Raw genomic sequence first — 21,726 nt, 5'->3', positions numbered from 1 at the left:
CCGTCACCGGGACGACCCTTCGAGCGGCGCGGGCTCGGGGTCGGGCCGCAGGTCGGGCCCGGGGGTGGCCTGAGGGTCGGGGTCGGGCTGGAGGGCGGCGGTGAACTGCGACCGGTACAGGCGGTGGTACGCGCCCCGCGCGGCGAGCAGCTCGTCGTGCGTGCCCTGCTCCACGATCCGGCCGTCCTCCATCATCAGGATCAGGTCGGCGTCGCGGATGGTGGAGAGCCGGTGCGCGATGACGAAGCTCGTCCGGTCCGACCGCAGCGCCGCCATGGCCCGCTGGAGCAGCACCTCGGTGCGGGTGTCCACCGAGCTGGTCGCCTCGTCCAGGATCAGCAGCGACGGCTCGGCGAGGAAGGCCCGGGCGATCGTGATGAGCTGCTTCTCGCCGGCGCTGACGTTGCTGCCCTCCTCGTCGATCACCGTGTCGTAGCCGTCGGGCAGGCTGCGTACGAACCGGTCCACGAACGTCGCCCGGGCCGCGGCCAGGATCTCCTCCTCGGTCGCCCCGGGGCGGCCGTACGCGATGTTGTCGCGGATGGTGCCCCCGAAGAGCCAGGTCTCCTGGAGCACCATGCCGATGCGGCCGCGCAGGTCGTCGCGGCGCATCGTGGTGACGTCCACCCCGTCGAGCGTGATCCGGCCGGCGTCCAGCTCGTAGAAGCGCATGACCAGGTTGACCAGCGTGGTCTTGCCGGCCCCGGTCGGCCCGACGATGGCGACCGTGTGGCCGGGCTCGGCGACCAGGGAGAGGTCCTCGATCAGCGGCTTGTCGGGGGAGTACCGGAAGGAGACGTTCGCGAACTCGACCCGGCCGTGCGGGTCGCGTACCCGGGCCGGCTCGGCCGGGTCGGGGCTCTGCTCCTCGGCGTCGAGCACGGCGAAGACCCGCTCGGCGGAGGCCACCCCGGACTGGAGCAGGTTCGCCATCGAGGCGACCTGGGTGAGCGGCTGGGTGAACTGCCGCGAGTACTGGATGAACGCCTGCACGTCGCCGAGGCTCATCGACCCCGACGCCACCCGCAGGCCACCGACCACGGCGATCGCCACGTAGCTGAGGTTCCCGACGAACATCATCGCCGGCATGATGATCCCGCTGATGAACTGGGCGCCGAAGCTCGCCCGGAACAGCTCGTCGTTCTTCGCGGTGAAGGCCGCCTCGACCTCGCGCTGCCGGCCGAAGACCTTGACCAGCTCGTGGCCGGTGAACGCCTCCTCGATCTGACCGTTCAGCTCGCCGGTGTGCGCCCACTGGGCGATGAACTGCCGCTGCGACCGCTTGGCGATGGCACCGGTGACGACCACCGAGACCGGGACCGCGACCAGGGCCACCAGGGCCAGCAGCGGCGAGATCCAGAACATCATGGCGAGCACGCCGACCACGGTGAGCAGCGAGGTGAGCAGCTGGCTCAGCGTCTGCTGGAGGCTCGTCGAGATGTTGTCGATGTCGTTGGTGACCCGGCTGAGCAGCTCGCCCCGGGGCTGCCGGTCGAAGTAGGGCAGCGGCAGCCGGTTCAGCTTCTCCTCCACCTCGGCGCGCAGCCGCAGCACGGTGCGCTGCACCACCCCGTTGAGCAGCCAGCCCTGCCACCACATCAGCAGGCTGGCCGCCAGGTAGAGCCCGAGCGCCAGCAGCAGCACCCGCGCCAGCGCGGCGAAGTCGATGCCCACGCCGGGCACCACGTCCATCCGGGCGAGCATGTCGGCGAAGTTGTCGTTGCCGGCCGCCCGCGCCGCGGCCACCGCCTGGTCCGCGGTGGTGCCCGCCGGCAACTGCCGGCCGATCACCCCGGTGAAGATCAGGTCGGTGGCCCAGCCGAGCACCTTCGGCCCGACCACGCTGAGCCCGACGCTGAGCACCGCCAGCGCGATCACGGCGATGAGCTGGAGGCGCTGCGGGCGCAGCCGGCCCAGCAGCCGCCGGGCCGAGGGCCCGAAGTTCATCGACCGCTCGGCGGGCATCCCGACGCCCGCGTGCGGACCGCCGCGCTGCCCGCCGGGCGGCAGCCGCTTCGGCGTCGCCGCGTCGGCGGCCGGCTTCTGCTGCGGTACGGTGCTCATTCCGCCACCTCGCTCCGCTCGGCGACGGCGCGAGGCGCCGCGCCGCTGTGCCTGACGGTTCGCTCGCTCCGCGCGCTCACGCGACCACCCCCGTGGTGTTCTGCGACGCCACGATCTCGGCGTACGTCGGGCAGGTGAGTAGTAGTTCGTCGTGCCGGCCGATCCCGACCACGCCCCCGTTCTCGAGCACGACGATCTGGTCGGCGCCGACGATGGTGGAGACCCGCTGCGCCACGATCACCACGGCGGCGTCCGCGGTGACGGGGCGCAGCGCCGCCCGCAGCCGCGCGTCCGTGCCGAGGTCGAGCGCGGAGAACGAGTCGTCGAAGAGGTAGATCTCCGGCCGCCGGACCAGGGCCCGCGCGATGGCCAGCCGCTGCCGTTGCCCGCCCGAGACGTTCGTGCCGCCCTGCGCGATCGGCGCTTCCAGCCCCTCGGACATCGCCTCGACGAAGTCCCGCGCCTGGGCAATCTCCAGCGCCTCCCAGAGTTCCGCGTCGGTCGCGTCCGGGTTGCCGTAGCGCAGGTTGCTCGCCACGGTCCCGGTGAACAGGTACGGCCGCTGCGGCACCAGACCGATGCGGCGCCACAGCTCGTCCGGCGCCAGGTCCCGTACGTCGACGCCGTCGACCAGCACCGCGCCGGCGGTCGCGTCGACCAGCCGGGGCACGAGCGACAGCAGGGTGGTCTTGCCCGCGCCGGTGCTGCCGATGACCGCCGTCGTCGTCCCCGGCGTCACCCGGAACGACACGTCGCGCAGCACCGGCTCGGCCGCGCCCGGGTACTGGAACGCGACGTCGCGCAACTCCAGCTCGCCGTGGGCGGTCACCTCGGTCACGGGGTGGGCGGCGGGCACCACGGAGGAGTCGGTGTCGAGCACCTCGACGATCCGTTCGGCACAGACCGCCGCCCGCGGCACCATCATCAGCATGAAGGTGGCCATCATGACGGCCATCAGGATCTGCATCAGGTACTGGAGGAAGGCGGTGAGGGCGCCGACCTGGATCGCCCCGGCGTCCACCCGCTCGGCGCCGAACCAGAGCACCGCGACGCTGGAGACGTTGAGCACCAGCATCACCACCGGGAAGATCAACGCCATCAGGCGGCCGATGCGCAGGGCGGTCGCGGTGAGGTCGGCGTTCGCCGTGGCGAAGCGATCCGTCTCGTACGGCTCCCGGACGAACGCGCGCACCACCCGGATGCCGGTGATCTGCTCGCGCAGCACCCGGTTGACCGTGTCGATGCGGGTCTGCATGAGCCGGAAGCCCGGCACCATCCGCCGGATGATCAGCCACAGGGCGACGGCCAGCACGGGCACGCTGACGAGCATCAGCCAGGAGAGCCCGACGTCTTCGCGCAGCGCCATCACCACGCCGCCGACGCTCATGATGGGTACGGCGACGAGCATCGTGCAGCTCATCAGCACGAGCATCTGCACCTGCTGCACGTCGTTGGTGTTGCGGGTGATCAGCGAGGGCGCGCCGAACCGGGCGACCTCGCGGGCGGAGAAGCGGTTGACGTGCCCGAAGATCGACGACCGGACGTCCCGGCCGAAGGCCATCGCCGTGCGCGCGCCGAGGTAGACGGCCGCGACGGAGCAGACGATCTGGACCAGGCTGACCGCGAGCATCCAGCCGCCGGTGCGCAGGATGTAGCCGGTGTCGCCCCGGGCCACGCCGAGGTCGATGATGTCGGCGTTGAGGCTGGGCAGGTAGAGCGACGCCATGGTGCCGACGAACTGGAGCAGCACCACGGCGGCCAGCGGCCGGTGGTACGGGCGAAGGTGCGTACGCAGCAGCCGGGTCAGCATGCCGGGCCCCCTTCCGGGGTGCCCTGGTCGCCGTTGCCGATGACTTCGAGGAGGAACTCGCGGATCACCGCCGCCTTCGCCGGGTCGGCGTCGACCGAGGTCAGCGGGTGTCCGGAGCGGATCATGGCGGTCAGCGCGTCGATCCGGGCGCGGCCGGCCGGCGTGATCGCGATCTTGACGCTGCGCCGGTCGGCCTCGTCGCGCTGCCGCTCGACGAGGCCGTCGCGTTCGAGGGTGTCGACGATGCCGGTCAGGGTGGCCGGCCGGACGAAACAGTGCTCGGCCACCGTGCGGTGCGGCAGTTCGCCGTGCTCGGCGAGGGTCATCAGGGTGACCATCCCCGCCTGGGTGAGGCCGTGCGCCTCGGCCAGGTAGCGGTTCCACCGCTGTCCGGTGACGTGCCCGGCGACCACGAGCAGTCGCGCTATGGGCACGTCCCGTAGCGTCATCAGTTCCATGGCCGATAGATTAGCGGCCTGAACGTCAGGCCCCAAACGAAATAGCGGCCGCCACTCCGACGAAGAGGATCTGCTCCGCCGTGCGCGGGCCGAGGGGGGTCGCCGGGCGGCCGGCCAGGGTCAGTCCGCGCCGGACCGCCGAGACGTTCGCGGGGAACATGGCCAGCATCAACAGGGCCAGCCCGGCCGCGGCCCAGCGGGCGGTCGCCGGCACCAGCAGCCCGACCGCGCCCACCAGCTCCAGGGCCCCGGTGATGGTGACCAGCAGGCCGGGCCGGGGCAGGCCGGGCGGCACCATCGCGATCATGTCGGCCCGGTGGGCGGGGGCGAAGTGCGCGACGCCGGTCACCACGGACATCAGCGCCAGGCCCACCCGCAGCGCCGGGTGCCAGCCGTCGAGGGCGGCCACGCCGACCAGTCCGGCCAGCCGGGCGAGCGCGGCGCCGGCCACGAGTGCGATCAGCGGAGCCATCGGTACCTCCTCGGTAGCAACTTGTCGCCGACAAGATTGCCCCTGAGGTGTCATCTTGTCAACGGCTAGATACGATGGCGGCATGAGCGGAACGCGCGGCTACCACCACGGCGACCTGCGTCGCGCCCTGCTCGCGGCGGCGGTGCAGGTGATCGAGGAGTCGGGCCCGGCGGCACTGAGCCTGCGCGACCTGGCCCGCCGGGCGGGCGTCTCGCACGCTGCCCCGGCGCACCACTTCGGCGACAAGTCCGGGCTGCTCACCGCCCTCGCCGCCGAGGGCTTCCACCTGCTGGCCGAGGCGCTGTACGGCGCCGGCGGCGACCTGCTCGACCGGGGCGTCGCGTACGTCGACTTCGCGGTCGGCCACCGCGCGCACTTCGAGGTGATGTTCCGTCCGGACCTCTACCGGCCCGACGCGGAGGAGCTTGTGGCGGCCCGCCAGCGCGCCGGGGACGCGCTGCACGCGGGCGTCGCCGCGCTGCCCGGGCGACGCCCGACGGCGGAGGATCCGCAGGGCGACGCGCTCGCGGCCTGGTCCATCGTGCACGGCTTCGCCACGCTCTGGCTCTCGGGCGCGCTGCCGCCCCGGGTCGGCGACGACCCCCGGGCGGCGGCCCGCGAGGTGATCCACCGCCTCTTCCCGAAGCCCTGACGAATCCCCGCCGCTGGGCACCAGGCCGGGGAAGATCAGGAAGGCCGCGCGAGCCGGCGGCGGCGCGTGGGGCCGCCAGCCGGACGGCGGTGTCACCAGCTGGTGGGCAGCGGCATCCCCTCGGTGTAGCCGGCCGCGCTCTGCACGCCGACCAGGGCCCGCTCGTGGAACTCCGCGAGGTCCCGCGCGCCCGCGTAGGTGAAGGCGCTCCGCACGCCCGCGATGATCTCGTCGATCAGGTCCTCCACGCCCGGCCGGGTCGGGTCCAGGTACATCCGCGCCGAGGAGATGCCCTCCTCGAAGACCGCCTTGCGGGCCCGGTCGTACGCGCTGTCGTCGGCCGTCCGCGCGCTGACGGCCCGCGCCGAGGCCATGCCGAAGCTCTCCTTGTAACGCCGGCCGTCGGCGTCGGTGTAGAGGTCGCCGGGGGACTCGTAGGTGCCGGCGAACCAGGAGCCGATCATCACGTTCGAGGCTCCGGCGGCCAGCGCCAGCGCCACGTCGCGCGGGTGCCGCACGCCGCCGTCGGCCCAGACGTGCCGGCCGAGCTGCCGGGCCGCCGCGGCGCAGTCGAGCACGGCGGAGAACTGCGGCCGGCCCACCCCGGTCATCATCCGGGTGGTGCACATCGCACCGGGGCCGACGCCGACCTTGACGATGTCGGCGCCCGCCCGCACGAGGTCGCGTACGCCCTCGGCGGTCACCACGTTGCCCGCCGCGACCGGGACCGCCGGGTCCAGCGCGCGGACCGCCCGCAGGGCGGTGATCATCCGTTCCTGGTGGCCGTGCGCGGTGTCCACCACCAGCGTGTCCACCCCGGCCTCCAGCAGCGCCGCCGCCTTGCCGGTCACGTCGCCGTTGATGCCCACGGCGGCGGCGATCCGCAGCCGGCCCCGGTCGTCCAGCGCCGGCCGGTAGAGGGTCGCCCGCAGCGCGCCCTGCCGGGTCAGCACCCCGACCAGGCGTCCCTCGGCGTCGACCACCGGGGCCAGCCGGCGCCGCCCCGCCGAGAGCCGTTCGAAGCCGGTACGCGGGTCCGCGTCCGCCGGCACGGTGTGCAGCTCCGTCGACATCACGTGCCGGAGCTGGGCGAAGCGGTCCACGCTGACCGTGTCGGCCTCGGTGACCACGCCCACCGGCCGGCTCTCCTCGTCGATGACCACCACGGCGCCGTGCGACCGCTTCGGCAGCAGGTGGATCGCGTCGCCGACGGTGTCGGTCGGGCCCAGCGTGATCGCCGTGTCGTGCACCAGGTGCCGCCGCTTGACCCAGGCGACGACGTTCGCCACCACCTCGATGGGGATGTCCTGCGGGATGACCGCGATCGCGCCGCGCCGGGCGACCGTCTCGGCCATCCGGCGGCCGGACACCGCCGTCATGTTCGACACGACCAGCGGGATGGTGGTGCCCGTGCCGTCGCTGGTGGCCAGGTCGACGTCGAGCCGGGAGCCCACCTCGGAACGGACGGGCGCCATGAAGACGTCGTTGTAGGTCAGGTCGTGCGCGGGGACCGCGCCGTGAAGGAACCGCACGTCGCCATCATTCCCGCCCGCCGACGCCCGCGCCCCCGGTGGTAGCCGAAAACACCCCGACCGGCGCGTCCGCGACGTCAGTCGAGCAGCAGGGTGGCCGCGACCGCCACCATCACGACGGCCACCGTGCCGTCGATGATCCGCCAGGCCACCGGGCGGGCCAGCACGGGCGCGAGCCGGTGGGCGGCGGCGCCGAGGGCCGTGAACCAGACCGCGCTGGCCAGCACGGCGCCCGCGCCGAAGACCCAGTGGTGCGGGTGCTGGCGGGCCACCCCGCCGAGCAGGAGGACGGTGTCGAGGTACACGTGCGGGTTGAGGTAGGTGAACGCGAGGCAGGCCAGCAGCGTCGCGCCGAGCGTGGCCGGCGGCCGGTCGGCGGGGGAGAGCGCGGCGGGGCGCAGCGCGCGGCGGGCGGCCAGCGCGGCGTACCCGAGCAGGAACGCGGCGCCGAACCACCGGACGGCGGTGAGGGCGGCGGGGTGCTCCGCCGTCGCGCCGCCCATGCCGGCGATGCCGAGCGCGATGAGCAGCGCGTCGGACGCGGCGCAGACGGCGACGACCGGCAGGACGTGCTCGCGGCGCAGGCCCTGCCGCAGGACGAAGGCGTTCTGCGCGCCGATGGCGGCGATCAGCGCGATGGCGAGGGAGAAGCCGGCGGCGGCGGAGCCGGCCACGGAACCGCTGAGGATGTCGGGCACGAGCCGAGGCTACGAGCCCCGCCCGATGCAGCCCAGCTAAAGATTCTCATGGTGGATAAGATTTGCTTCATCATGCTCGACACCACGCAGCTCCGGACCTTCGCCGCAGTGGTCCGCGAGGGCAGCTTCGAGGCGGCGGCACGGTCCCTGCACGTCACCCCCTCGGCCGTCAGCCAGCGCCTCAAGGCGCTGGAGCAGTCCGTCGGTCAGGTGCTCGTCCGGCGGACGAAGCCGTGCCGGGCCACCGACGCGGGCCGGCCGCTGCTGCGGCTCGCCGGGCAGGTGGCCCTGCTGGAACGGGAGGCGCTGGCCGCCGCCCGGCCCGCCGTCGGTGGGTCCGCACCCACCCGGGTGACGGTCGTGGCGAACGGGGACTCGCTGGGCACCTGGTTCGTCGGCGCGCTGGCGCGACTGCCCACCGAGCTGGCGCTGCTGTTCGACGTACGCCGGGACGACGAGGACCACACGGCGGAGCTGATCCGCGACGGCACGGCGATGGCGGCCGTGACCGCGCAGCGCGAGGCCGTGCAGGGCTGCCGGGTGGAGCGGCTGGGCGCCATGCGGTACGTCGCCCTGGCCGAGACCGGGTTCGCATCCCGCCATTTCCCCGACGGTCTCACCGAGGCCGCCCTCGCGTCGGCGCCGATGCTGGCGTTCGACCGCAAGGACCAGCTCCAGCAGCGCTTCGCCCGCACCGTCACCCGGCGCCGGCTCGACCCGCCGATCCACTACGTCCCGTCCTTCGACGGCTTCAACGAGGCGGTGCGGCTCGGGCTCGGCTGGGGGATGGTCCCGGAACGGATCGCCCACGCCGACGTCGCCGCCGGACGCTGCGTCGACCTCGGTGCCGGGCGCCACCTGGACCGCCCCTTGTACTGGCAGCACTGGCGGGTGGACTCCACCACCCTTGACGCGTTGACGGCCGCCGTCCGGGCGGTGGCCGGCGCCGAGCTGCGCTGACTGCGCAGTCCGAGCCGCGCTGAGGTCGAGGGCCGGCCCGGGGCCTCGCCGGGCCGGGGCCGTCCCCGAAGCGCGCCGGGGGCCGGGGCGACGCCGGCGCGGCGGCCGGGGGCTGCGGCCCTCCCCGAAGCGCGCCGAGGCGGGTCCGCCTGTGTCGCGCCGAGGCCGGAGGCCGCGTGCCCGGGGGCGGGTCAGGCGATGGTGCAGATCGCCGCGCCGGCGGTGATGACGGCGCCGACCTCGGCCGCGAGGCCGCTGACCGTGCCCGCCTTGTGGGCGTGCAGCGGCTGCTCCATCTTCATCGCCTCCAGCACCACGACCAGGTCACCCTCGGCCACGGTGTCGCCGTCGGCGACCGCGATCTTGACGATGGTGCCCTGCATCGGGGAGGTGAGCGCGTCGCCGCTGACCGCGACGCCGGCCTTGGCCCCGCCGCCGCGACGGGCCGGCTTGCGCGCGGCGGGCGCGGCGGTGGCCGTACCCCCGCCGAGGCCGGCGGGGAGGCTGACCTCCAGCCGCTTGCCGCCGACCTCGACCACGACGGTCTCGCGCCCGGCCGGCGCCTCGGCGGCGCCGGCGGCGGCGGTGAACGGCGGGACGGTGTTGTCGAATTCGGTCTCGATCCACCGGGTGTGCACGGTGAACGGCTCGGCGGTGAACGCCTCGTCGCGGACCACCAGCCGGTGGAACGGCAGGGCGGTGGCCATGCCCTCGACGACCATCTCGTCCAGGGCGCGGCGGGCCCGCTCCAGCGCCTCGGTACGCGTCTCGCCGGTGACGATCACCTTGGCCAGCAGCGAGTCGAAGTTGCCGCCGATCACGTCGCCGGCGGAGATGCCGGTGTCGACCCGGACGCCGGGGCCGGTGGGCAGCCGCAGCGCCGTGATCGTGCCGGGGGCGGGCAGGAAGTTGCGGCCCGGGTCCTCGCCGTTGATCCGGAACTCGATGGAGTGCCCGCGCGGCGTCGGGTCCTCGGTGAACCGCAGCTTCTCGCCGTCGGCGATCCGGAACTGCTCGCGGACCAGGTCGATGCCGGCGGTCTCCTCGGTGACCGGGTGCTCGACCTGGAGGCGGGTGTTGACCTCCAGGAAGGAGATGGTGCCGTCGGCGCCGACCAGGTATTCCACCGTGCCGGCGCCGTGGTAGCCCGCCTCCCGGCAGATGGCCTTGGCGCTGTCGTGGATCTGGGCCCGCTGCGCGTCGGTGAGGAACGGCGCGGGAGCCTCCTCGACCAGCTTCTGGTGCCGGCGCTGGAGCGAGCAGTCCCGGGTGCCGACCACGATCACGTTGCCGTGCCGGTCGGCCAGCACCTGCGCCTCGACGTGGCGCGGCTGGTCCAGGTAGCGCTCGACGAAGCACTCGCCCCGGCCGAACGCGGCGACCGCCTCGCGGGTGGCCGACTCGAACAGGTGCGGGATCTCCTCCATGGTGCGGGCCACCTTGAGCCCGCGCCCGCCGCCGCCGAAGGCGGCCTTGATGGCGACCGGCAGGCCGTGGTCGACGGCGAAGGCCAACACCTCGTCGGGGCCGCCGACCGGGTCGGGGGTGCCGGGCACCAGGGGCGCGCCGGCGCGCTGGGCGATGTGCCGGGCGGTGACCTTGTCGCCGAGGTCCCGGATCGCCTGCGGGGTGGGGCCGATCCAGGTCAGCCCGGCGTCGATGACGGCCTGGGCGAAGTCGGCGTTCTCGGAGAGGAAGCCGTAGCCGGGGTGGACCGCGTCGGCGTCGGCCTTCGCGGCGACCTCCAGCAGCTTGTCGATGCGCAGGTACGTCTCGGTGGCGGTGTCCCCGCCGAGCGCGTATGCCTCGTCGGCCAGCGTGGCGTGCAGGGCGTCCCGGTCGGAGTCCGCGTAGACGGCGACGCTGCCCAGGCCGGCGTCGCGACAGGCGCGGATGACGCGGACGGCGATCTCGCCGCGGTTGGCGATGAGTACCTTGCGCACGCTGCTGGCTCCTCCCGGAGGGTCACTGACCGGGAGTGTATCGGCCACCGTGGCGGCCCTAACGATCGCTCAGTGTGGGATGCCGCACTGTTCGCCGCCGCCCTAGTCAAATTTGCTTATTACGCTCATCCGGTGTCTGCCACGCGAATGATGATCCTCGGCCTGGTGCGCTGGATGCAGCCCGTGCACGGCTACGACGTACGCCGCGAGCTGCTCAGTTGGAGCGCCGACAGGTGGGCGAACGTGCAGCCCGGGTCGATCTACCACGCCCTGCGCAAGCTGACCCAGGAAGGGCTGCTGCGCGAGGTGGCCACCGAGCAGGTGGGCGCCCGTCCGGCCCGCACCACGTACGAGGTCACGCCGAAGGGCGAGGAGGAGTTCGAGTCGCTGCTGCGAAGCCTGTGGTGGCAGCTGCACGAGCCGCCGGACCCGTTCGCGGCGGCGTTCTCCTTCCTGCCCGCGATGCCGCGCGACGAGGCGGCGGCCGCCCTGCGCAACCGGGCGAACCTGCTGCGCGCCGGTGTCGAGTGGATGCGTACGTCGTTGAGTTCTGACTGGATGCGTTCGACCAAGCCGGTGCACGTGGGGTGGATGTTCGAGCTCTGGACGGCCCGGTCCGAGGCGGAGATCTCCTGGTGCGAGCGGATCGCGGAACGGATCGAGTCGGGGGTGTCGTACCTGCCCGAGGGGCTGGAGCGGGCGGAGGGATGGCAGGGCTGGGAGGAGCGGCTGCCGCCCCGGCCGACGGTGGACGAATAATCAACGTTGACCATAAGAGCTATATCGCGTTAGCCTGCCCGGGACGCCACGGGGGAGCATGCCGTCCGGCGTCGTCTCCGAGGGACAGACAGGTGGCCGGTGGCACCGGCCCGGACGACCAGGAGCAGAGATGATCGAGACCAGAGGGTTGCGGAAGTCGTTCCGCTCCCGAGAGGGTCGCCAGACGAAGACCGTCGACGCGGTGCGCGGCGTCGACCTGAAGGTCGCCGAGGGGGAGATCTTCGGCTTCCTCGGCCCCAACGGCGCCGGCAAGACCACCACCCTGCGGATGCTGGCCACGCTCATCGAGCCGGACGGCGGCGAGGCCACCGTCGCCGGGGCCGACCTGCGCAAGGACCCGGCCGAGGTGCGCCGCCGCATCGGCTACGTCGCCCAGGGCGGCAGCACCTGGGACGAGTCCACCGCCCGGGAGGAACTCGTCCTGCACGCCCGGATGTACGGCATCGGCAAGGCCGACGCGCACCGGCGGGCCGCCCGCGCCCTCGACGCCTTCCAGCTCACCGAGTACGCCGACCGCAAGTGCAAGACCTACTCCGGCGGTCAGCGCCGGCGGGTGGAGATCGCCCTCGGCATCATCCACGAGCCGAGCATCGTCTTCCTGGACGAGCCGACCACCGGCCTCGACCCGCAGAGCCGGGCGCACATGTGGGACGAGATCCGCCGGCTGCGGGGCGACGGCATGACCGTCTTCATCACCACCCACTACCTGGAGGAGGCCGACGCGCTCTGCGACCGGATCGCGATCATGGATCACGGCGAGGTGGTCGCGGAGGGCACCCCGACGGAGCTGAAGCGCGAGATCTCCGGCGACGTCGTGCTGGTCGGGCTCGACGCGGCGGCCACCCCGCAGGCCGCGCAACTGCTCGACGGCGAGCCGTACGTCAACAAGCTGGAGACCGTCGAGGAGGGCGGGCTGCGGCTCTACGTCGACGAGGGCGCCACCGCCATCCCGCAGATCCTGCGCCGCGTCGACACCGCCGGCCTCGGGCTCAACTCCATCGAGCTGCACCGGCCCAGCCTCGACGACGTCTTCCTCACCAAGACCGGCCGCTCGCTGCGCGAGTCCTGATCCCGACCGGAGAGCCCGCATGAAACTCGCCCGTGACACCTGGCTGATCTTCCAGCGCCAGCTCCAACTGCTGCTGCGCAACCCCGTCTGGGTCTTCGTCGGCGTCTTCCAGCCGGTGATGTACCTGCTGCTCTTCGCCCCGCTGCTCAAGCCGGCGCTGAACGCGCCCACCCAGGCGGAGGCCTACAAGATCTTCGTACCCGGCCTGCTGGTGCTGCTGGCCATCTTCGGTGGCCTGTTCCAGGGCTTCGGCCTGATCGCCGAGCTGCGCGCCGGGGTCATCGAACGTTCCCGGGTCACCCCGGTCAGCCGCCTCGCCCTGCTGCTCGGCCGCTCGCTGCGCGACGTGGTGTCGCTCATCGTGCAGGCGGTCATCATCACGCTGCTCGCGCTCCTGTTCGACCTGCGCGTCTCCCTCGTCGACCTGCTGCTGGCGTACCTCATGCTCGCCCTGATCGCGCTGATGACCTCGGCCGTCTCCTACGGCATCGCGCTCAAGGTCAAGAGCGAGGACGCGCTGGCCCCGCTGATGAACACCGTGGCGCAGCCCGTGCTGCTGCTCTCCGGCATCCTGCTGCCGCTGACCTTCGCCCCGGGCTGGCTCCAGGGCATCGCCGAGTGGAACCCGTTCTCCTGGGCGGTCGACGGCACCCGGGCCCTCTTCGCCGGCGAACTCGGCGACGACAAGGTCTGGCAGGGGCTCGGCATCATCGCGGTCCTCGCCGCCGCCGGCGTCTTCTGGGCCGCCCGGCAGTTCGCCCGCAGCGTCCGCTGAGCGCGGGTCCCCTTCCTGACGGCGGGGAGAGTTGCCTCTCACCAGGGGCGGGGCGCCGGCCCGACGCTTGTAGCGTGAGGCCGGTGCCCCGCCTCACCCGTGACCGGCTCACCTGGCTGACCTACGCCCAGCTCGGGCTGTGGGGCTTCTTCCTCTACGGCTTCGGGCCGGTCGTGCCACTGCTCCGCGACGAACAGGGCACCTCGGCCGCCGTCGCCGGCCTGCACAGCACCGGCATCGCCGTCGGCGCGCTGGCCGGCGGGGCGCTCTTCGCACCCCTGGCCCGCCGCCTCGGCCGTGGCCGGGCCATCTGGATCGGGCTGGCGGGCGTGGCGGCCGGCGTCGCCGCCCTGGGCCTCGTCCGCGCCCTGCCCGCCACGATCACCGCCGTCGCCGTGATCGCCACCTTCGGCATGCTGGTGATCAGCGGCGTGTCCGTGGTGCTCACCGACCGGCACGGCGCCGGCGCTCCGGCGGCGCTGACCGAGGCCAACGCCGTCTGCGCCGGCGCCGGCATCCTCGCCCCGCTGGTCATCGGCGCCAGCGTGGACGCCGGGTGGGGCTGGCGACCGGCGATGGCCGTCGAGGTCGGCCTGATCGCCCTGGTCGCGCTCGCCGCCGTGACCTTCCGTGTACGCCTGCCGCGACCCGCCCCCGCTGCCGCGGCTCCCGGCGGTCCTCCCACCGCCCCGGCTCCCGGCTCCTCGGCCTCCGGCTCCTTGGCTCCCGGTTCCGCGGCTCCCGGCTCTCTGGCCTCCGGCTCCTCGGCTCCCGGCTCTTTGGCCTCCGGTTCCGCGGCTTCCGGTTCCGGGGCTCTCGCCTCCTCGGCTCCGGGCGATGTCGCCTCGGTGGCCGGCGCCCACGGGGCCGGCCGACGCCTGCCGGCGGCGTACTGGATCGCCTGGGTCCTGATGGCGGTCACCGGCTCGATCGAGGTCTGCCTGTCGCTCTGGACGGCCGACGTGCTCCGCTCGCACGCCGGGATGGCGGCCGGCGGCGCCTCGGCCGCCGTCGCCGCGATCGTCTGCGGCATGTTCCTGGGGCGGGTCGTCGGGGGCCGGTTTGCCCTGCGGTACCGGCCCGTGCCGCTGCTGCTGGCCGCGTTGGGCGTGTCGCTGGCCGGGTTCGCGCTGTTCTGGATCGCGTCCGTCGGCTGGCTCGCCGTCACCGGCCTGGTCGTCCTCGGCCTCGGCAACGCCCTGCACTATCCGCTGGCGATCTCGATCGCGCTCGCCGTCGCCGGGCCGGCCGCGGACCGGGCGGCCGGCTACGCGTCGTACTCGATGGGGGTGGGCTTCGGGATCGCGCCGGTCGCGCTCGGCTGGGTGGCCGACGGCGTCGGACCGCACCTGGCCTTCCTGCTGCTGCCCGCCTTCATCGCGGCGGCTGCGCTGCTCGCCGCCCGCCTGGGCCGCGCCCTGCGCCCGGCCGGCGAACCCGCCCCCACCACCCCCGCGACGACGAACGCCTAGGCATTGACAGACCTGGCCCTGCCCGGCCCCTGCCTGCCGCCGGTCGCCGTTCCCCGGCACCTAGCTAGAAAACGGCCCCTGCCTGCCCGCCGAATGGCGTTCCCCCGCGATGTTGGTAGGAAAAGGCCCTCGTAGGGGCCGTTTCCTACCAAGATCGCGGGGGGCGGGGTCGGTCAGGTCAGTGCACTCGGGCCAGGGTGAGGCCGTCGGCGATCGGGAGCATCACCGCGTCCACCCGGACGTCAGCGAGCACCTCGTCGTTGAACGCCGCGATGGCCCGGTCGTCGGCGTTCTGCGGGGCGATCACCCGACCGCCGCGCAGCACGTTGTCGACCGCGATCACCCCGCCGGGACGCATCCGAGGCACCAGCTCCGCCCAGTAGATCGGGTAACCGGTCTTGTCGGCGTCGATGAACGCGAAGTCCAGGTGGCGCTCGTGGGGCAGCTCGCGCAGCGTGTCGCCGGCCGGGCCGATCCGCAGTTCGATCCGGTCGTCCACACCGGCGCGGGCCCAGTACCGCCGGGCGATGCCGGTGAACTCCTCAGAGATGTCGAAGCAGGTCAGCCGCCCGCCCTCGGGCAGGCCCCGGGCGATCGCCAGCGACGAGAGGCCGGTGAACGTGCCCACCTCGACGGCCTGCCGTACCCCGAGCAACCGGGTGAGGAAGGTCAGGAAGGCGGCCTGCTCCGGTGCGACCTGCATCTGCGCGTCGTTCGGCAGGACCGCACGGGTCTCCTCGGCCAGGTCCCGCATGATCTCGTCCGGCGGCGCACCGTGCCCGACCAGGTACGCGTGCAGCTCCGACGTGAGCGGGATCGACTTGGTGGTCATGAACGGACGCTAGCCGAGCGGCTCGACCGTCTGGTTGCCGGGCGCGACCTTCGTCCACAGATCGGTGATCCGCAGGTCCAGTTCGGCGAGGAGGCGGCGCAGCATCGGCAGGGAGAGCCCGATGACCGTGCTCGGATCACCTTCGATCCGCTCCACGAACGGCCCACCCAGCCCGTCGATCGTGAAGGCACCCGCCACGGCCAGCGGCTCGCCCGTACCCACGTACGTGGCGATCTCGTCGTCGCCGACGTCGGCGAAGTGCACGACGGTGGAGGCGACCGCCTCGGCCCGCCGCCCCGCCTCGACGTCGATCAGGCAGTGCCCGCTGTGCAGCACGCCGCTGCGCCCGCGCATCCGCTCCCAGCGCCGGGTGGCGTCGGCCGCGTCGTCCGGCTTGCCGAGGATCTCCCCGTCGAAGGCCAGCACCGAGTCGCACCCGATCACCAACGTCCGCTGGTCGTCGGCCGGCCGCAGCCGGGTGAGTACCGCCTGCGCCTTCATCCGGGCCAGTTCCAGGCAGAGCTCCTCGGCCCGCTCCGTGACCACGAGGGACTCGTCGACGCCACTGACCAGTACGTCCGGTTCGATCCCGGCGGCCTGGAGAATCTTGCGGCGGGCAGGACTCGCCGAGGCGAGCACGAGGCGGGGCGGCATGGATTTCGGCACGTCGCCGACGTTACCGGCTGACGGGGACGACGACGTCTCGGGTGGGACGTGTCCACCCATGTCCGCCGTCTCCGTCGTCCGGGTGCTCAGCGACTGATGCGGGGCGGCGGGTCATCACCACGACGACGCCGACGGGCGATGAACGTCCACGCGCCGCCGGCGGCCACGATCACGCCGAGGGTGACCAGGCCGCGGGTCGTCGCCCCGCCGTTCCCGTCGCCCGCCGGCTCCGCTACCGCCGTCGTGGTCGAGGTGGTCTGGGTAGGCGCGCTCGCCGTCGCCGAACCAAAGCCCAGCGGCGGTACGTCAGCCGTCAACGCCGCCACCAGGTCGATGACCCCGTGGCCGTACTCGTCGTCCCGTCCCGGAGGGCCCTTGTCGATCGCAGTGGCGGTGAGCCTGTGCGCCACCTCGGAGGCAGGCAGGTACGGGTACTTGGACCGAATTAACGCTGCCGCCCCAGCGACGATGGCAGTGGCCCCGGAAGTTCCGGTGCCCTTGCGGTACTTGCCGTCGATGCTAGTGCTGAAGATGTCGACTGCCGGAGCGACCACGTCGATCTCCGGTCCGGCGACTGACACTGAGGTTCGCTGGCCGAGCCGATCAACCCCACCTACGGCAATTGCGCCAGGGTAGGAGGCAGGGAATCCGACGTGTTGGCTGAAGGGCTTATTGCCTGCTGCGGCGACAACAACAATGTCTGCGCGAATCGCGGCCTCGATTGCCGTATATAAACGGCTATCTGCTGCTCCTGCTGCTGAAATGCTGATTACTTCTACATTTTGCGTGATAGCGTAGTTGATCGCATCTGCCAAGTGGTTACTGGTGCCCCCTTGGTCGTTAATTTTTACCCGTATGGGAAGGATCTTCGCCCTTGGTGCAATGCCAAGGGCGCCTTGTTTGCCGGTATGCCCGTGGGCGGCGATCAGACCTGCCATGCCGGTTCCGTGGCTGTTTCGATCTTGTTGACCGTCGCCACTACCCCCAGCAACAATATCTGTGCCTCGGCGCAGATTACGCGCAAGATCGGGATGTGGATGAACGCCGGTGTCTGGCACCGCAACCGTTATGCCTTCGCCTTGAGCGATCCTGTGCGCTTCGGCGACCCTGAGAAAGTTCAGGTGCCACTGGTCTCCCCGGATCCGGTCAACGCCCTGCGGACTTGCGGCGCTACGGTTAGACCAAGCATGCGAGGTAGTTGAGGGCAGGAGTGTTGCCGTAAGAGTGAACAGCGCCAAGGCGGCTTGAATGGTCCGAGTTCTCAACGGTTAAAGCCAATAGCCGGACCTGGGTCGATGGGGCCATCTTCGTCTGGGGCGCGGACTACCGGGTTTACGCCTCGGTCCACTTCCCATGGGTGGTCCGGATCCCAGCGCCGCGACTCCTCGTCACTGTCGTCGTACCGCCCTGATCGGCCCGGCATCCCGCCTGCGCGGGCAGTGCCCATGCCGGGTGCTCCACCGATTGGCGGAATGCCATGCACCGCGCTGAAGTTTCGGCCAGACCCAGGGCGGGAGCCTGCGCCCCCGGTCGGAGCGGTGCCGGCACCCCCGCCGCCGATTACTCCACCAATTGGGTTGACCCGACGTTGCTGTGCGCCGCTGCCACTCGATGGTCCAAATCCCATTCCGGGGGTTCCGCCGATCAGACCACCTGGTGGCATGGGTCGGGGCGATCCCGGTGGCGTGGCAGGCGGAAGCCCGCCAATGGCTCCGTTGACCGGCCGGCTGCTAGGGCCAGGCTGACCGATCGGCAATCCAGAGATCCCGTGTCCAGGCCGCACGCTTGGCGGCATAGCAGGCATCGGTCCACTGCCGGAACCAGTGGGGAAGCCGGGTGGAGTTGCACCTGGCATCGCGGGATTGATTGGAGAAGGCACTAGACCGGGTTTGACCCCGCCGAGGACAGGCCCGACGTTGCGGGTAGTTGGTGCGGAGACCTGTCGCGCGTTCGTAGTCGACCGGGCAACGGACGAAGTAGTCGAACTTGACAACGGCACGGGAACGACGGGCGGAATCACCGGAGCGCCTGAACCGGCGCCTCCGTAGACATCAGAGTTGGGCTGGTCCGCCTCAGGTGAAGGCTTAGGCCTGGGCGGTGGTTGGCGGAGCATTACTTGGGCGTGTTGGAGTTCGCCGCTGAGGCCGTACATGATGCCGCGCGCCTGGACGTTGAGGCGTTCGAGGTCGGCGTCCGTCACCGGGCGATCGGGGACCCGGCTGCCCATGGCCGCCTTCGGGTCGGCGAGCGTCGCGTCGTACGTCTGCTTCTCCCGGACCTTGACGGCGTACGTCTCGTAGATCTTCTTGAGCTCCGCCCGCGTGGCGCCGATGGCCTGCGTGGCGGCGGAGAGCGCGGTGTAGTTGGCGCTGGCGGCGTCGTGCGTGCGCTGCACCTTGTCGATCAGCTCGTCCAGCTCGCGGACGTAAGCCCGGGCGGCCTCGTTGGTCTCCGGGGGCCAGGCCTCAGCCAGCCCCTTGCGGTATTCCTGGAGCCGGCTCAGGTGCGTGCGGGCGAGGTCGCAGACCTTGCGCCAGCCGGCGACCTGCTTCCAGTGGTTGGTGGTGTCGTGGTCCTGGAGGCAGGCCCACATGCTGGCGACGTCCATGAGCCGCCAGTCGGTGAGGGCGGACGTGCGGCCGCCGGTGCCCCGTTCGATCATGGCAGCACCACCGGCCCCTGCCCTCGCCCCTGCCCCGGCGCGGGCTCCGGGCCGGTGGGATCGGGCAGCACCGGCGGCGCGCCGCGAGACGCGGTGGCGGCCGGGTTGGCGAGCGCCCGTTCGACGTCGGTCACGCGGGCGGCGGCGAAGGCGTCCGTTCCGGTGTGGCGGGTGGCGACGGTGCCGGCGGCGACGGCCAGGTGGCCGGTGACGTCGCGGACACCCCAGACCATGTCGGCGGTGGCCTGCTGGGTCTCGTGGTGCGCGCGCAGGAAGTCGACCAGCTCGATGAATGCGTCGGCCGGGTTGGGCACCGGCGCCGTCATGTCCTCGGCGATGTACGACAGGTGCGGGGCGTAGTTGCGTTCCACCTCGGCCTGGAGCTTGTCGGCGAACTCGCGGAGCTGGCGGATGTCGGCCTCGATGCCGCCGTAGCCGCGAAGCCAGGACGCTGGACCGTCCTCTTCGGGGATCATCGGCCCTCCCTGCCTGTCACTGCGTCGTTTCCCTGAGTGAGGTTAATGGGTCCCCGGGGCTGTCGGCAGCCCCGCCCCGGCACGCGCCGGCCACCCCACGGATGCGAAGGGGCGCCGAGCTGCGGTGATCCGTACGGAAAAGGTCAGCGGGGCAGCCCGGACGCCCGCCAGGCGCCGGGGCCGGCGGCCGGCGCTGCGACGGGCCGGCCGGAGCGCGCCCAGGCGGACGCGGCGACCGGTCCGGCCGCGGCGACCGGGCGGGACCGTACGACGATCGCGCCCACCAGCGCGGCCAGCTCCTCGGCGGTGGGGACCCCGCGGACGACCCGGAACAGCGGCTCTTCGGCAGACATGGCGCCAGCGTACGCGTCGGAGAGGTTGACCTGAACCGCACAGTGGCGTGCCGGCGGTGTGAGCGTCGCCGGCTCCGGGTACCGTCTGGGCGATGTCGAACGCGCTGCCCCAACTCGTCGCTGACCGATACCGGCTCCTCTCGCCGCTCGGTCAGGGCGGCATGGGTCGGGTGTGGAAGGCGCGCGACGAGGTGCTGCACCGGGACGTGGCGATCAAGGAACTCGTCCCGCCGCCCAGCCTCACCGACGAGGAGCGCCGCGAGATGCGGGAGCGCTCGCTGCGTGAGGCCCGGGCCATCGCCCGACTCAACCACATAAACGTGGTCCGCATCTTCGACGTGCTGCGCACCGACGGCGATCCGTGGATCGTCATGGAGTACGTGCCGTCGAAGTCGTTGCAGGACACCCTCGCCGAGGACGGTCCGGTGACGCCGGCGCGTGCCGTGGAGATCGGCCTGGGCGTGCTGGCCGCGCTGAAGTCGGCGCACAAGGCCGGTGTGATGCACCGCGACGTCAAGCCCGGCAACGTGCTGCTCGGCGACGACGGCCGGGTGGTGCTGACCGATTTCGGCCTCGCCACGATTCCCGGTGACCCGAACGTGACCCGCACGGGAATGGTGCTGGGGTCGCCCGCGTACATCTCGCCGGAGCGGGCCCGCGAGGGCACCGCCGGGCCGGAGGCCGACCTCTGGTCGCTGGGCGCCACCCTCTACGCGGCGGTCGAGGGCAAGTCGCCGTACGCGCGGCCGTCGGCGATCGCCACCCTGGCGGCGCTCGCCACCGAGCCGATGCCGCCGCCGAAGAACGCCGGGCCGCTCAAGCCGGTGCTCAACGGCCTGCTGCGCAAGGACCCGAAGGAGCGGATCACCGCCGAGGTGGCGGAGAAGCTGCTGCGCCGCGCCGGTGGCAAGCGCACCCGCACCATCCCGCTGCTCGACGGCGTACGCCGGCCGGGGCCGAACGGTCCACGTGAGCCGCGCCCGCCGCTGGTGCCGGCGCCACGACCGGCCGAGGGCGGGTCCGACAAGCCGGTCAGCCCGCCGGCGCCGCGTGCGCCGCTGGCGGCGGCCGGTGCCGGTGCCGCCGCGGCGTCCACCGCCGAGGACGCGACGGCGACGGTCTCCTCGGACCTCGCGCCCACCGCCAAGGTCGGAGCGTCCACCTCGGACTCGGCCCCGACGGCGAAGGTCGACCCGCCGAAGCCCGCGCTCGACGACACGAAGGCCGAGCCGGTGGACCCGGCGCCCGGCAGGCCGGCGAATCCCACCTCGGTGATGCCCGCGCCGGTGAGCCCGCCGTCCGGCCGGGCGACGGTCGTGGCGTCCAGCGGTACGAAGCCGAACAACACCCGGCGCAACGTGCTGATCGGCGTGCTGGTGGCGCTGCTGCTGATCGGCCTGGTGGTGGTCGTGCCGATGCTGACGAGCGGCGACGGTGGGGACGGCGGCGGCAGCCCGCAGGCCGACCCGACCGGCGCGGCGACCTCGCAGGGGCAGCCGCCGCAGTCCTCCGCGCCGGCCCCGCCCACGAGCGCCGCGCCCAGCCCGACGCCCTCGGCCACCCCGTCCCCGACGTCGGACGCGCTGCCGGCGGGCTGGAAGCTGCACAAGGACCCGGCCGGCTTCGCGCTGCCGCTGCCGGCGAACTGGGTGCGCCGCAACGTTGGGCAGAACACCGTCGTCTTCGACGAGCCCAACGGTGTGGGCGAGCTGCTGATCCAGTGGACCAACACGCCGCAGCCGGACGCGTTGGCCGACTGGAAGGAGAAAGAGCCGGATCGCAGGAAGTACGTAAACAGCTACCAGTACGTCGACATCTCGAGCTGTGAAGGCTTCTGGAAGACCTGCGCGGACTGGGAGTGGCTGGAGACCCGCGACGGCACGCGGATCCACGTCCGCAACCGGGGCTTCGTCACGGCCAGGAACCGCGGCTACGCCCTGCGCTGGGAGGTCGCCGCGAAGGACTGGCAGGCCAACCTGGCCAACTTCGACCGGATCGCCAAGGGCTTCGTGCCCGACCGCAAGGACTGATCCGCGGGATTCGCGCCCGTTG

At 72.5% G+C, this 21,726-nt stretch carries 20 protein-coding genes; 7 read left to right on the top strand and 13 right to left on the bottom strand.

What is annotated here, in order from left to right; genetic code table 11:
• Positions 1 to 3 precede the first annotated feature (3 nt).
• From DER29_RS07125 to DER29_RS07110, 4 genes are all read right to left on the bottom strand, one after another.
• Positions 4 to 2,064, bottom strand: a complete 2,061-nt coding sequence (locus tag DER29_RS07125) for an ABC transporter ATP-binding protein (RefSeq protein ID WP_233599669.1) — start codon at positions 2,062 to 2,064, stop codon at positions 4 to 6.
• Positions 2,065 to 2,140: 76 nt separating this feature from the next.
• Positions 2,141 to 3,874, bottom strand: a complete 1,734-nt coding sequence (locus tag DER29_RS07120; protein WP_121396629.1) for an ABC transporter ATP-binding protein — start codon at positions 3,872 to 3,874, stop codon at positions 2,141 to 2,143.
• Positions 3,868 to 4,332 (bottom strand): MarR family winged helix-turn-helix transcriptional regulator, encoded by a 465-nt coding sequence (locus DER29_RS07115; protein ID WP_121396628.1) that lies wholly within the window; start codon positions 4,330 to 4,332, stop codon positions 3,868 to 3,870. Before DER29_RS07115 ends, DER29_RS07120 begins: the two co-directional genes overlap by 7 nt.
• Before the next feature lie 25 nt (positions 4,333 to 4,357).
• Positions 4,358 to 4,804 carry a DoxX family protein gene (locus DER29_RS07110; protein WP_121396627.1) on the bottom strand — a complete coding sequence of 149 codons (447 nt, stop codon included), beginning with the start codon at positions 4,802 to 4,804 and terminating at the stop codon, positions 4,358 to 4,360.
• An 82-nt stretch (positions 4,805 to 4,886) separates the two neighbouring features.
• On the opposite strand from DER29_RS07110, the gene DER29_RS07105 reads away from it, so the two are divergent.
• The gene (locus DER29_RS07105; RefSeq protein ID WP_121396626.1) at positions 4,887 to 5,456 is read left to right on the top strand and encodes a TetR/AcrR family transcriptional regulator; all 570 of its coding nucleotides are present in this window, start codon (positions 4,887 to 4,889) and stop codon (positions 5,454 to 5,456) included.
• Positions 5,457 to 5,548: 92 nt separating this feature from the next.
• On the opposite strand, the gene DER29_RS07100 is transcribed toward DER29_RS07105, so the two are convergent.
• Positions 5,549 to 6,988 carry a GuaB1 family IMP dehydrogenase-related protein gene (locus DER29_RS07100; RefSeq protein ID WP_121396625.1) on the bottom strand — a complete coding sequence of 480 codons (1,440 nt, stop codon included), beginning with the start codon at positions 6,986 to 6,988 and terminating at the stop codon, positions 5,549 to 5,551.
• 77 nt (positions 6,989 to 7,065) lie between these two features.
• Positions 7,066 to 7,662, bottom strand: a complete 597-nt coding sequence (locus tag DER29_RS07095; RefSeq protein ID WP_121399064.1) for a LysE/ArgO family amino acid transporter — start codon at positions 7,660 to 7,662, stop codon at positions 7,066 to 7,068.
• Between the two features lie 96 nt (positions 7,663 to 7,758).
• On the opposite strand from DER29_RS07095, the gene DER29_RS07090 reads away from it, so the two are divergent.
• Positions 7,759 to 8,646, top strand: a complete 888-nt coding sequence (locus tag DER29_RS07090; RefSeq protein ID WP_121396624.1) for a LysR family transcriptional regulator ArgP — start codon at positions 7,759 to 7,761, stop codon at positions 8,644 to 8,646.
• Positions 8,647 to 8,837: 191 nt separating this feature from the next.
• On the opposite strand, the gene DER29_RS07085 is transcribed toward DER29_RS07090, so the two are convergent.
• The gene (locus tag DER29_RS07085; protein WP_121396623.1) at positions 8,838 to 10,589 is read right to left on the bottom strand and encodes a biotin carboxylase N-terminal domain-containing protein; all 1,752 of its coding nucleotides are present in this window, start codon (positions 10,587 to 10,589) and stop codon (positions 8,838 to 8,840) included.
• 147 nt (positions 10,590 to 10,736) lie between these two features.
• On the opposite strand from DER29_RS07085, the gene DER29_RS07080 reads away from it, so the two are divergent.
• From DER29_RS07080 to DER29_RS07065, 4 genes are all read left to right on the top strand, one after another.
• Positions 10,737 to 11,348, top strand: coding sequence for a PadR family transcriptional regulator (locus DER29_RS07080; protein WP_121396621.1), 612 nt, complete (start codon positions 10,737 to 10,739; stop codon positions 11,346 to 11,348).
• Positions 11,349 to 11,478: 130 nt separating this feature from the next.
• Complete coding sequence (locus tag DER29_RS07075) at positions 11,479 to 12,438, top strand: ATP-binding cassette domain-containing protein (protein WP_121396619.1); 960 nt, start codon at positions 11,479 to 11,481, stop codon at positions 12,436 to 12,438.
• 19 nt (positions 12,439 to 12,457) lie between these two features.
• The gene (locus tag DER29_RS07070) at positions 12,458 to 13,213 is read left to right on the top strand and encodes an ABC transporter permease (protein ID WP_121396618.1); all 756 of its coding nucleotides are present in this window, start codon (positions 12,458 to 12,460) and stop codon (positions 13,211 to 13,213) included.
• Positions 13,214 to 13,296: 83 nt separating this feature from the next.
• Positions 13,297 to 14,685: a sugar MFS transporter gene (locus DER29_RS07065; protein ID WP_121396617.1), complete on the top strand. Its 1,389-nt coding sequence runs from the start codon at positions 13,297 to 13,299 to the stop codon at positions 14,683 to 14,685.
• Between the two features lie 178 nt (positions 14,686 to 14,863).
• Here DER29_RS07065 and DER29_RS07060 read toward each other — a convergent pair whose 3' ends face one another.
• From DER29_RS07060 to DER29_RS07035, 6 genes are all read right to left on the bottom strand, one after another.
• Positions 14,864 to 15,517, bottom strand: a complete 654-nt coding sequence (locus DER29_RS07060; RefSeq protein WP_121396616.1) for an O-methyltransferase — start codon at positions 15,515 to 15,517, stop codon at positions 14,864 to 14,866.
• A 9-nt stretch (positions 15,518 to 15,526) separates the two neighbouring features.
• On the bottom strand, positions 15,527 to 16,171 hold the full coding sequence (locus DER29_RS07055; protein WP_370040251.1) for a nucleoside triphosphate pyrophosphatase: 645 nt from the start codon (positions 16,169 to 16,171) through the stop codon (positions 15,527 to 15,529).
• Positions 16,172 to 16,269: 98 nt separating this feature from the next.
• Positions 16,270 to 17,391, bottom strand: a complete 1,122-nt coding sequence (gene mycP, locus DER29_RS07050; RefSeq protein ID WP_121399063.1) for a type VII secretion-associated serine protease mycosin — start codon at positions 17,389 to 17,391, stop codon at positions 16,270 to 16,272.
• A 53-nt stretch (positions 17,392 to 17,444) separates the two neighbouring features.
• Positions 17,445 to 18,845 carry a hypothetical protein gene (locus DER29_RS07045; protein WP_121396614.1) on the bottom strand — a complete coding sequence of 467 codons (1,401 nt, stop codon included), beginning with the start codon at positions 18,843 to 18,845 and terminating at the stop codon, positions 17,445 to 17,447.
• Positions 18,842 to 19,321, bottom strand: coding sequence for a hypothetical protein (locus tag DER29_RS07040; RefSeq protein ID WP_121396613.1), 480 nt, complete (start codon positions 19,319 to 19,321; stop codon positions 18,842 to 18,844). The genes DER29_RS07045 and DER29_RS07040 overlap by 4 nt, the downstream gene beginning before the upstream one ends.
• A 143-nt stretch (positions 19,322 to 19,464) precedes the next feature.
• The gene (locus DER29_RS07035; RefSeq protein ID WP_121396611.1) at positions 19,465 to 19,674 is read right to left on the bottom strand and encodes an acyl-CoA carboxylase subunit epsilon; all 210 of its coding nucleotides are present in this window, start codon (positions 19,672 to 19,674) and stop codon (positions 19,465 to 19,467) included.
• A 92-nt stretch (positions 19,675 to 19,766) separates the two neighbouring features.
• Between DER29_RS07035 and DER29_RS07030 the strand changes: the two genes are divergently transcribed.
• Positions 19,767 to 21,704 carry a serine/threonine-protein kinase gene (locus DER29_RS07030; RefSeq protein ID WP_121396610.1) on the top strand — a complete coding sequence of 646 codons (1,938 nt, stop codon included), beginning with the start codon at positions 19,767 to 19,769 and terminating at the stop codon, positions 21,702 to 21,704.
• Positions 21,705 to 21,726 lie beyond the last annotated feature (22 nt).

This window comes from Micromonospora sp. M71_S20 (assembly GCF_003664255.1).
GTDB lineage: Bacteria > Actinomycetota > Actinomycetes > Mycobacteriales > Micromonosporaceae > Micromonospora.
Note: the sequence above shows the minus strand (reverse complement) of the source record. Positions and strands in the feature narration are given on the sequence as shown.

What these genes read in the sequence shown, in the direction of transcription:
- DER29_RS07055 (WP_370040251.1), bottom strand. Translation starts at nt 16,171, where the DNA reads ATGCCGCCCCGCCTCGTGCTCGCCTCGGCGAGTCCTGCCCGCCGCAAG.
- DER29_RS07120 (WP_121396629.1), bottom strand. Translation starts at nt 3,874, where the DNA reads ATGCTGACCCGGCTGCTGCGTACGCACCTTCGCCCGTACCACCGGCCG.
- DER29_RS07060 (WP_121396616.1), bottom strand. Translation starts at nt 15,517, where the DNA reads ATGACCACCAAGTCGATCCCGCTCACGTCGGAGCTGCACGCGTACCTG.
- DER29_RS07030 (WP_121396610.1), top strand. Translation starts at nt 19,767, where the DNA reads ATGTCGAACGCGCTGCCCCAACTCGTCGCTGACCGATACCGGCTCCTC.
- DER29_RS07090 (WP_121396624.1), top strand. Translation starts at nt 7,759, where the DNA reads ATGCTCGACACCACGCAGCTCCGGACCTTCGCCGCAGTGGTCCGCGAG.
- DER29_RS07070 (WP_121396618.1), top strand. Translation starts at nt 12,458, where the DNA reads ATGAAACTCGCCCGTGACACCTGGCTGATCTTCCAGCGCCAGCTCCAA.
- DER29_RS07080 (WP_121396621.1), top strand. Translation starts at nt 10,737, where the DNA reads ATGATGATCCTCGGCCTGGTGCGCTGGATGCAGCCCGTGCACGGCTAC.
- DER29_RS07040 (WP_121396613.1), bottom strand. Translation starts at nt 19,321, where the DNA reads ATGATCCCCGAAGAGGACGGTCCAGCGTCCTGGCTTCGCGGCTACGGC.
- DER29_RS07035 (WP_121396611.1), bottom strand. Translation starts at nt 19,674, where the DNA reads ATGTCTGCCGAAGAGCCGCTGTTCCGGGTCGTCCGCGGGGTCCCCACC.
- DER29_RS07045 (WP_121396614.1), bottom strand. Translation starts at nt 18,845, where the DNA reads ATGATCGAACGGGGCACCGGCGGCCGCACGTCCGCCCTCACCGACTGG.
- DER29_RS07075 (WP_121396619.1), top strand. Translation starts at nt 11,479, where the DNA reads ATGATCGAGACCAGAGGGTTGCGGAAGTCGTTCCGCTCCCGAGAGGGT.
- DER29_RS07115 (WP_121396628.1), bottom strand. Translation starts at nt 4,332, where the DNA reads ATGGAACTGATGACGCTACGGGACGTGCCCATAGCGCGACTGCTCGTG.
- DER29_RS07105 (WP_121396626.1), top strand. Translation starts at nt 4,887, where the DNA reads ATGAGCGGAACGCGCGGCTACCACCACGGCGACCTGCGTCGCGCCCTG.
- DER29_RS07110 (WP_121396627.1), bottom strand. Translation starts at nt 4,804, where the DNA reads ATGGCTCCGCTGATCGCACTCGTGGCCGGCGCCGCGCTCGCCCGGCTG.
- DER29_RS07125 (WP_233599669.1), bottom strand. Translation starts at nt 2,064, where the DNA reads ATGAGCACCGTACCGCAGCAGAAGCCGGCCGCCGACGCGGCGACGCCG.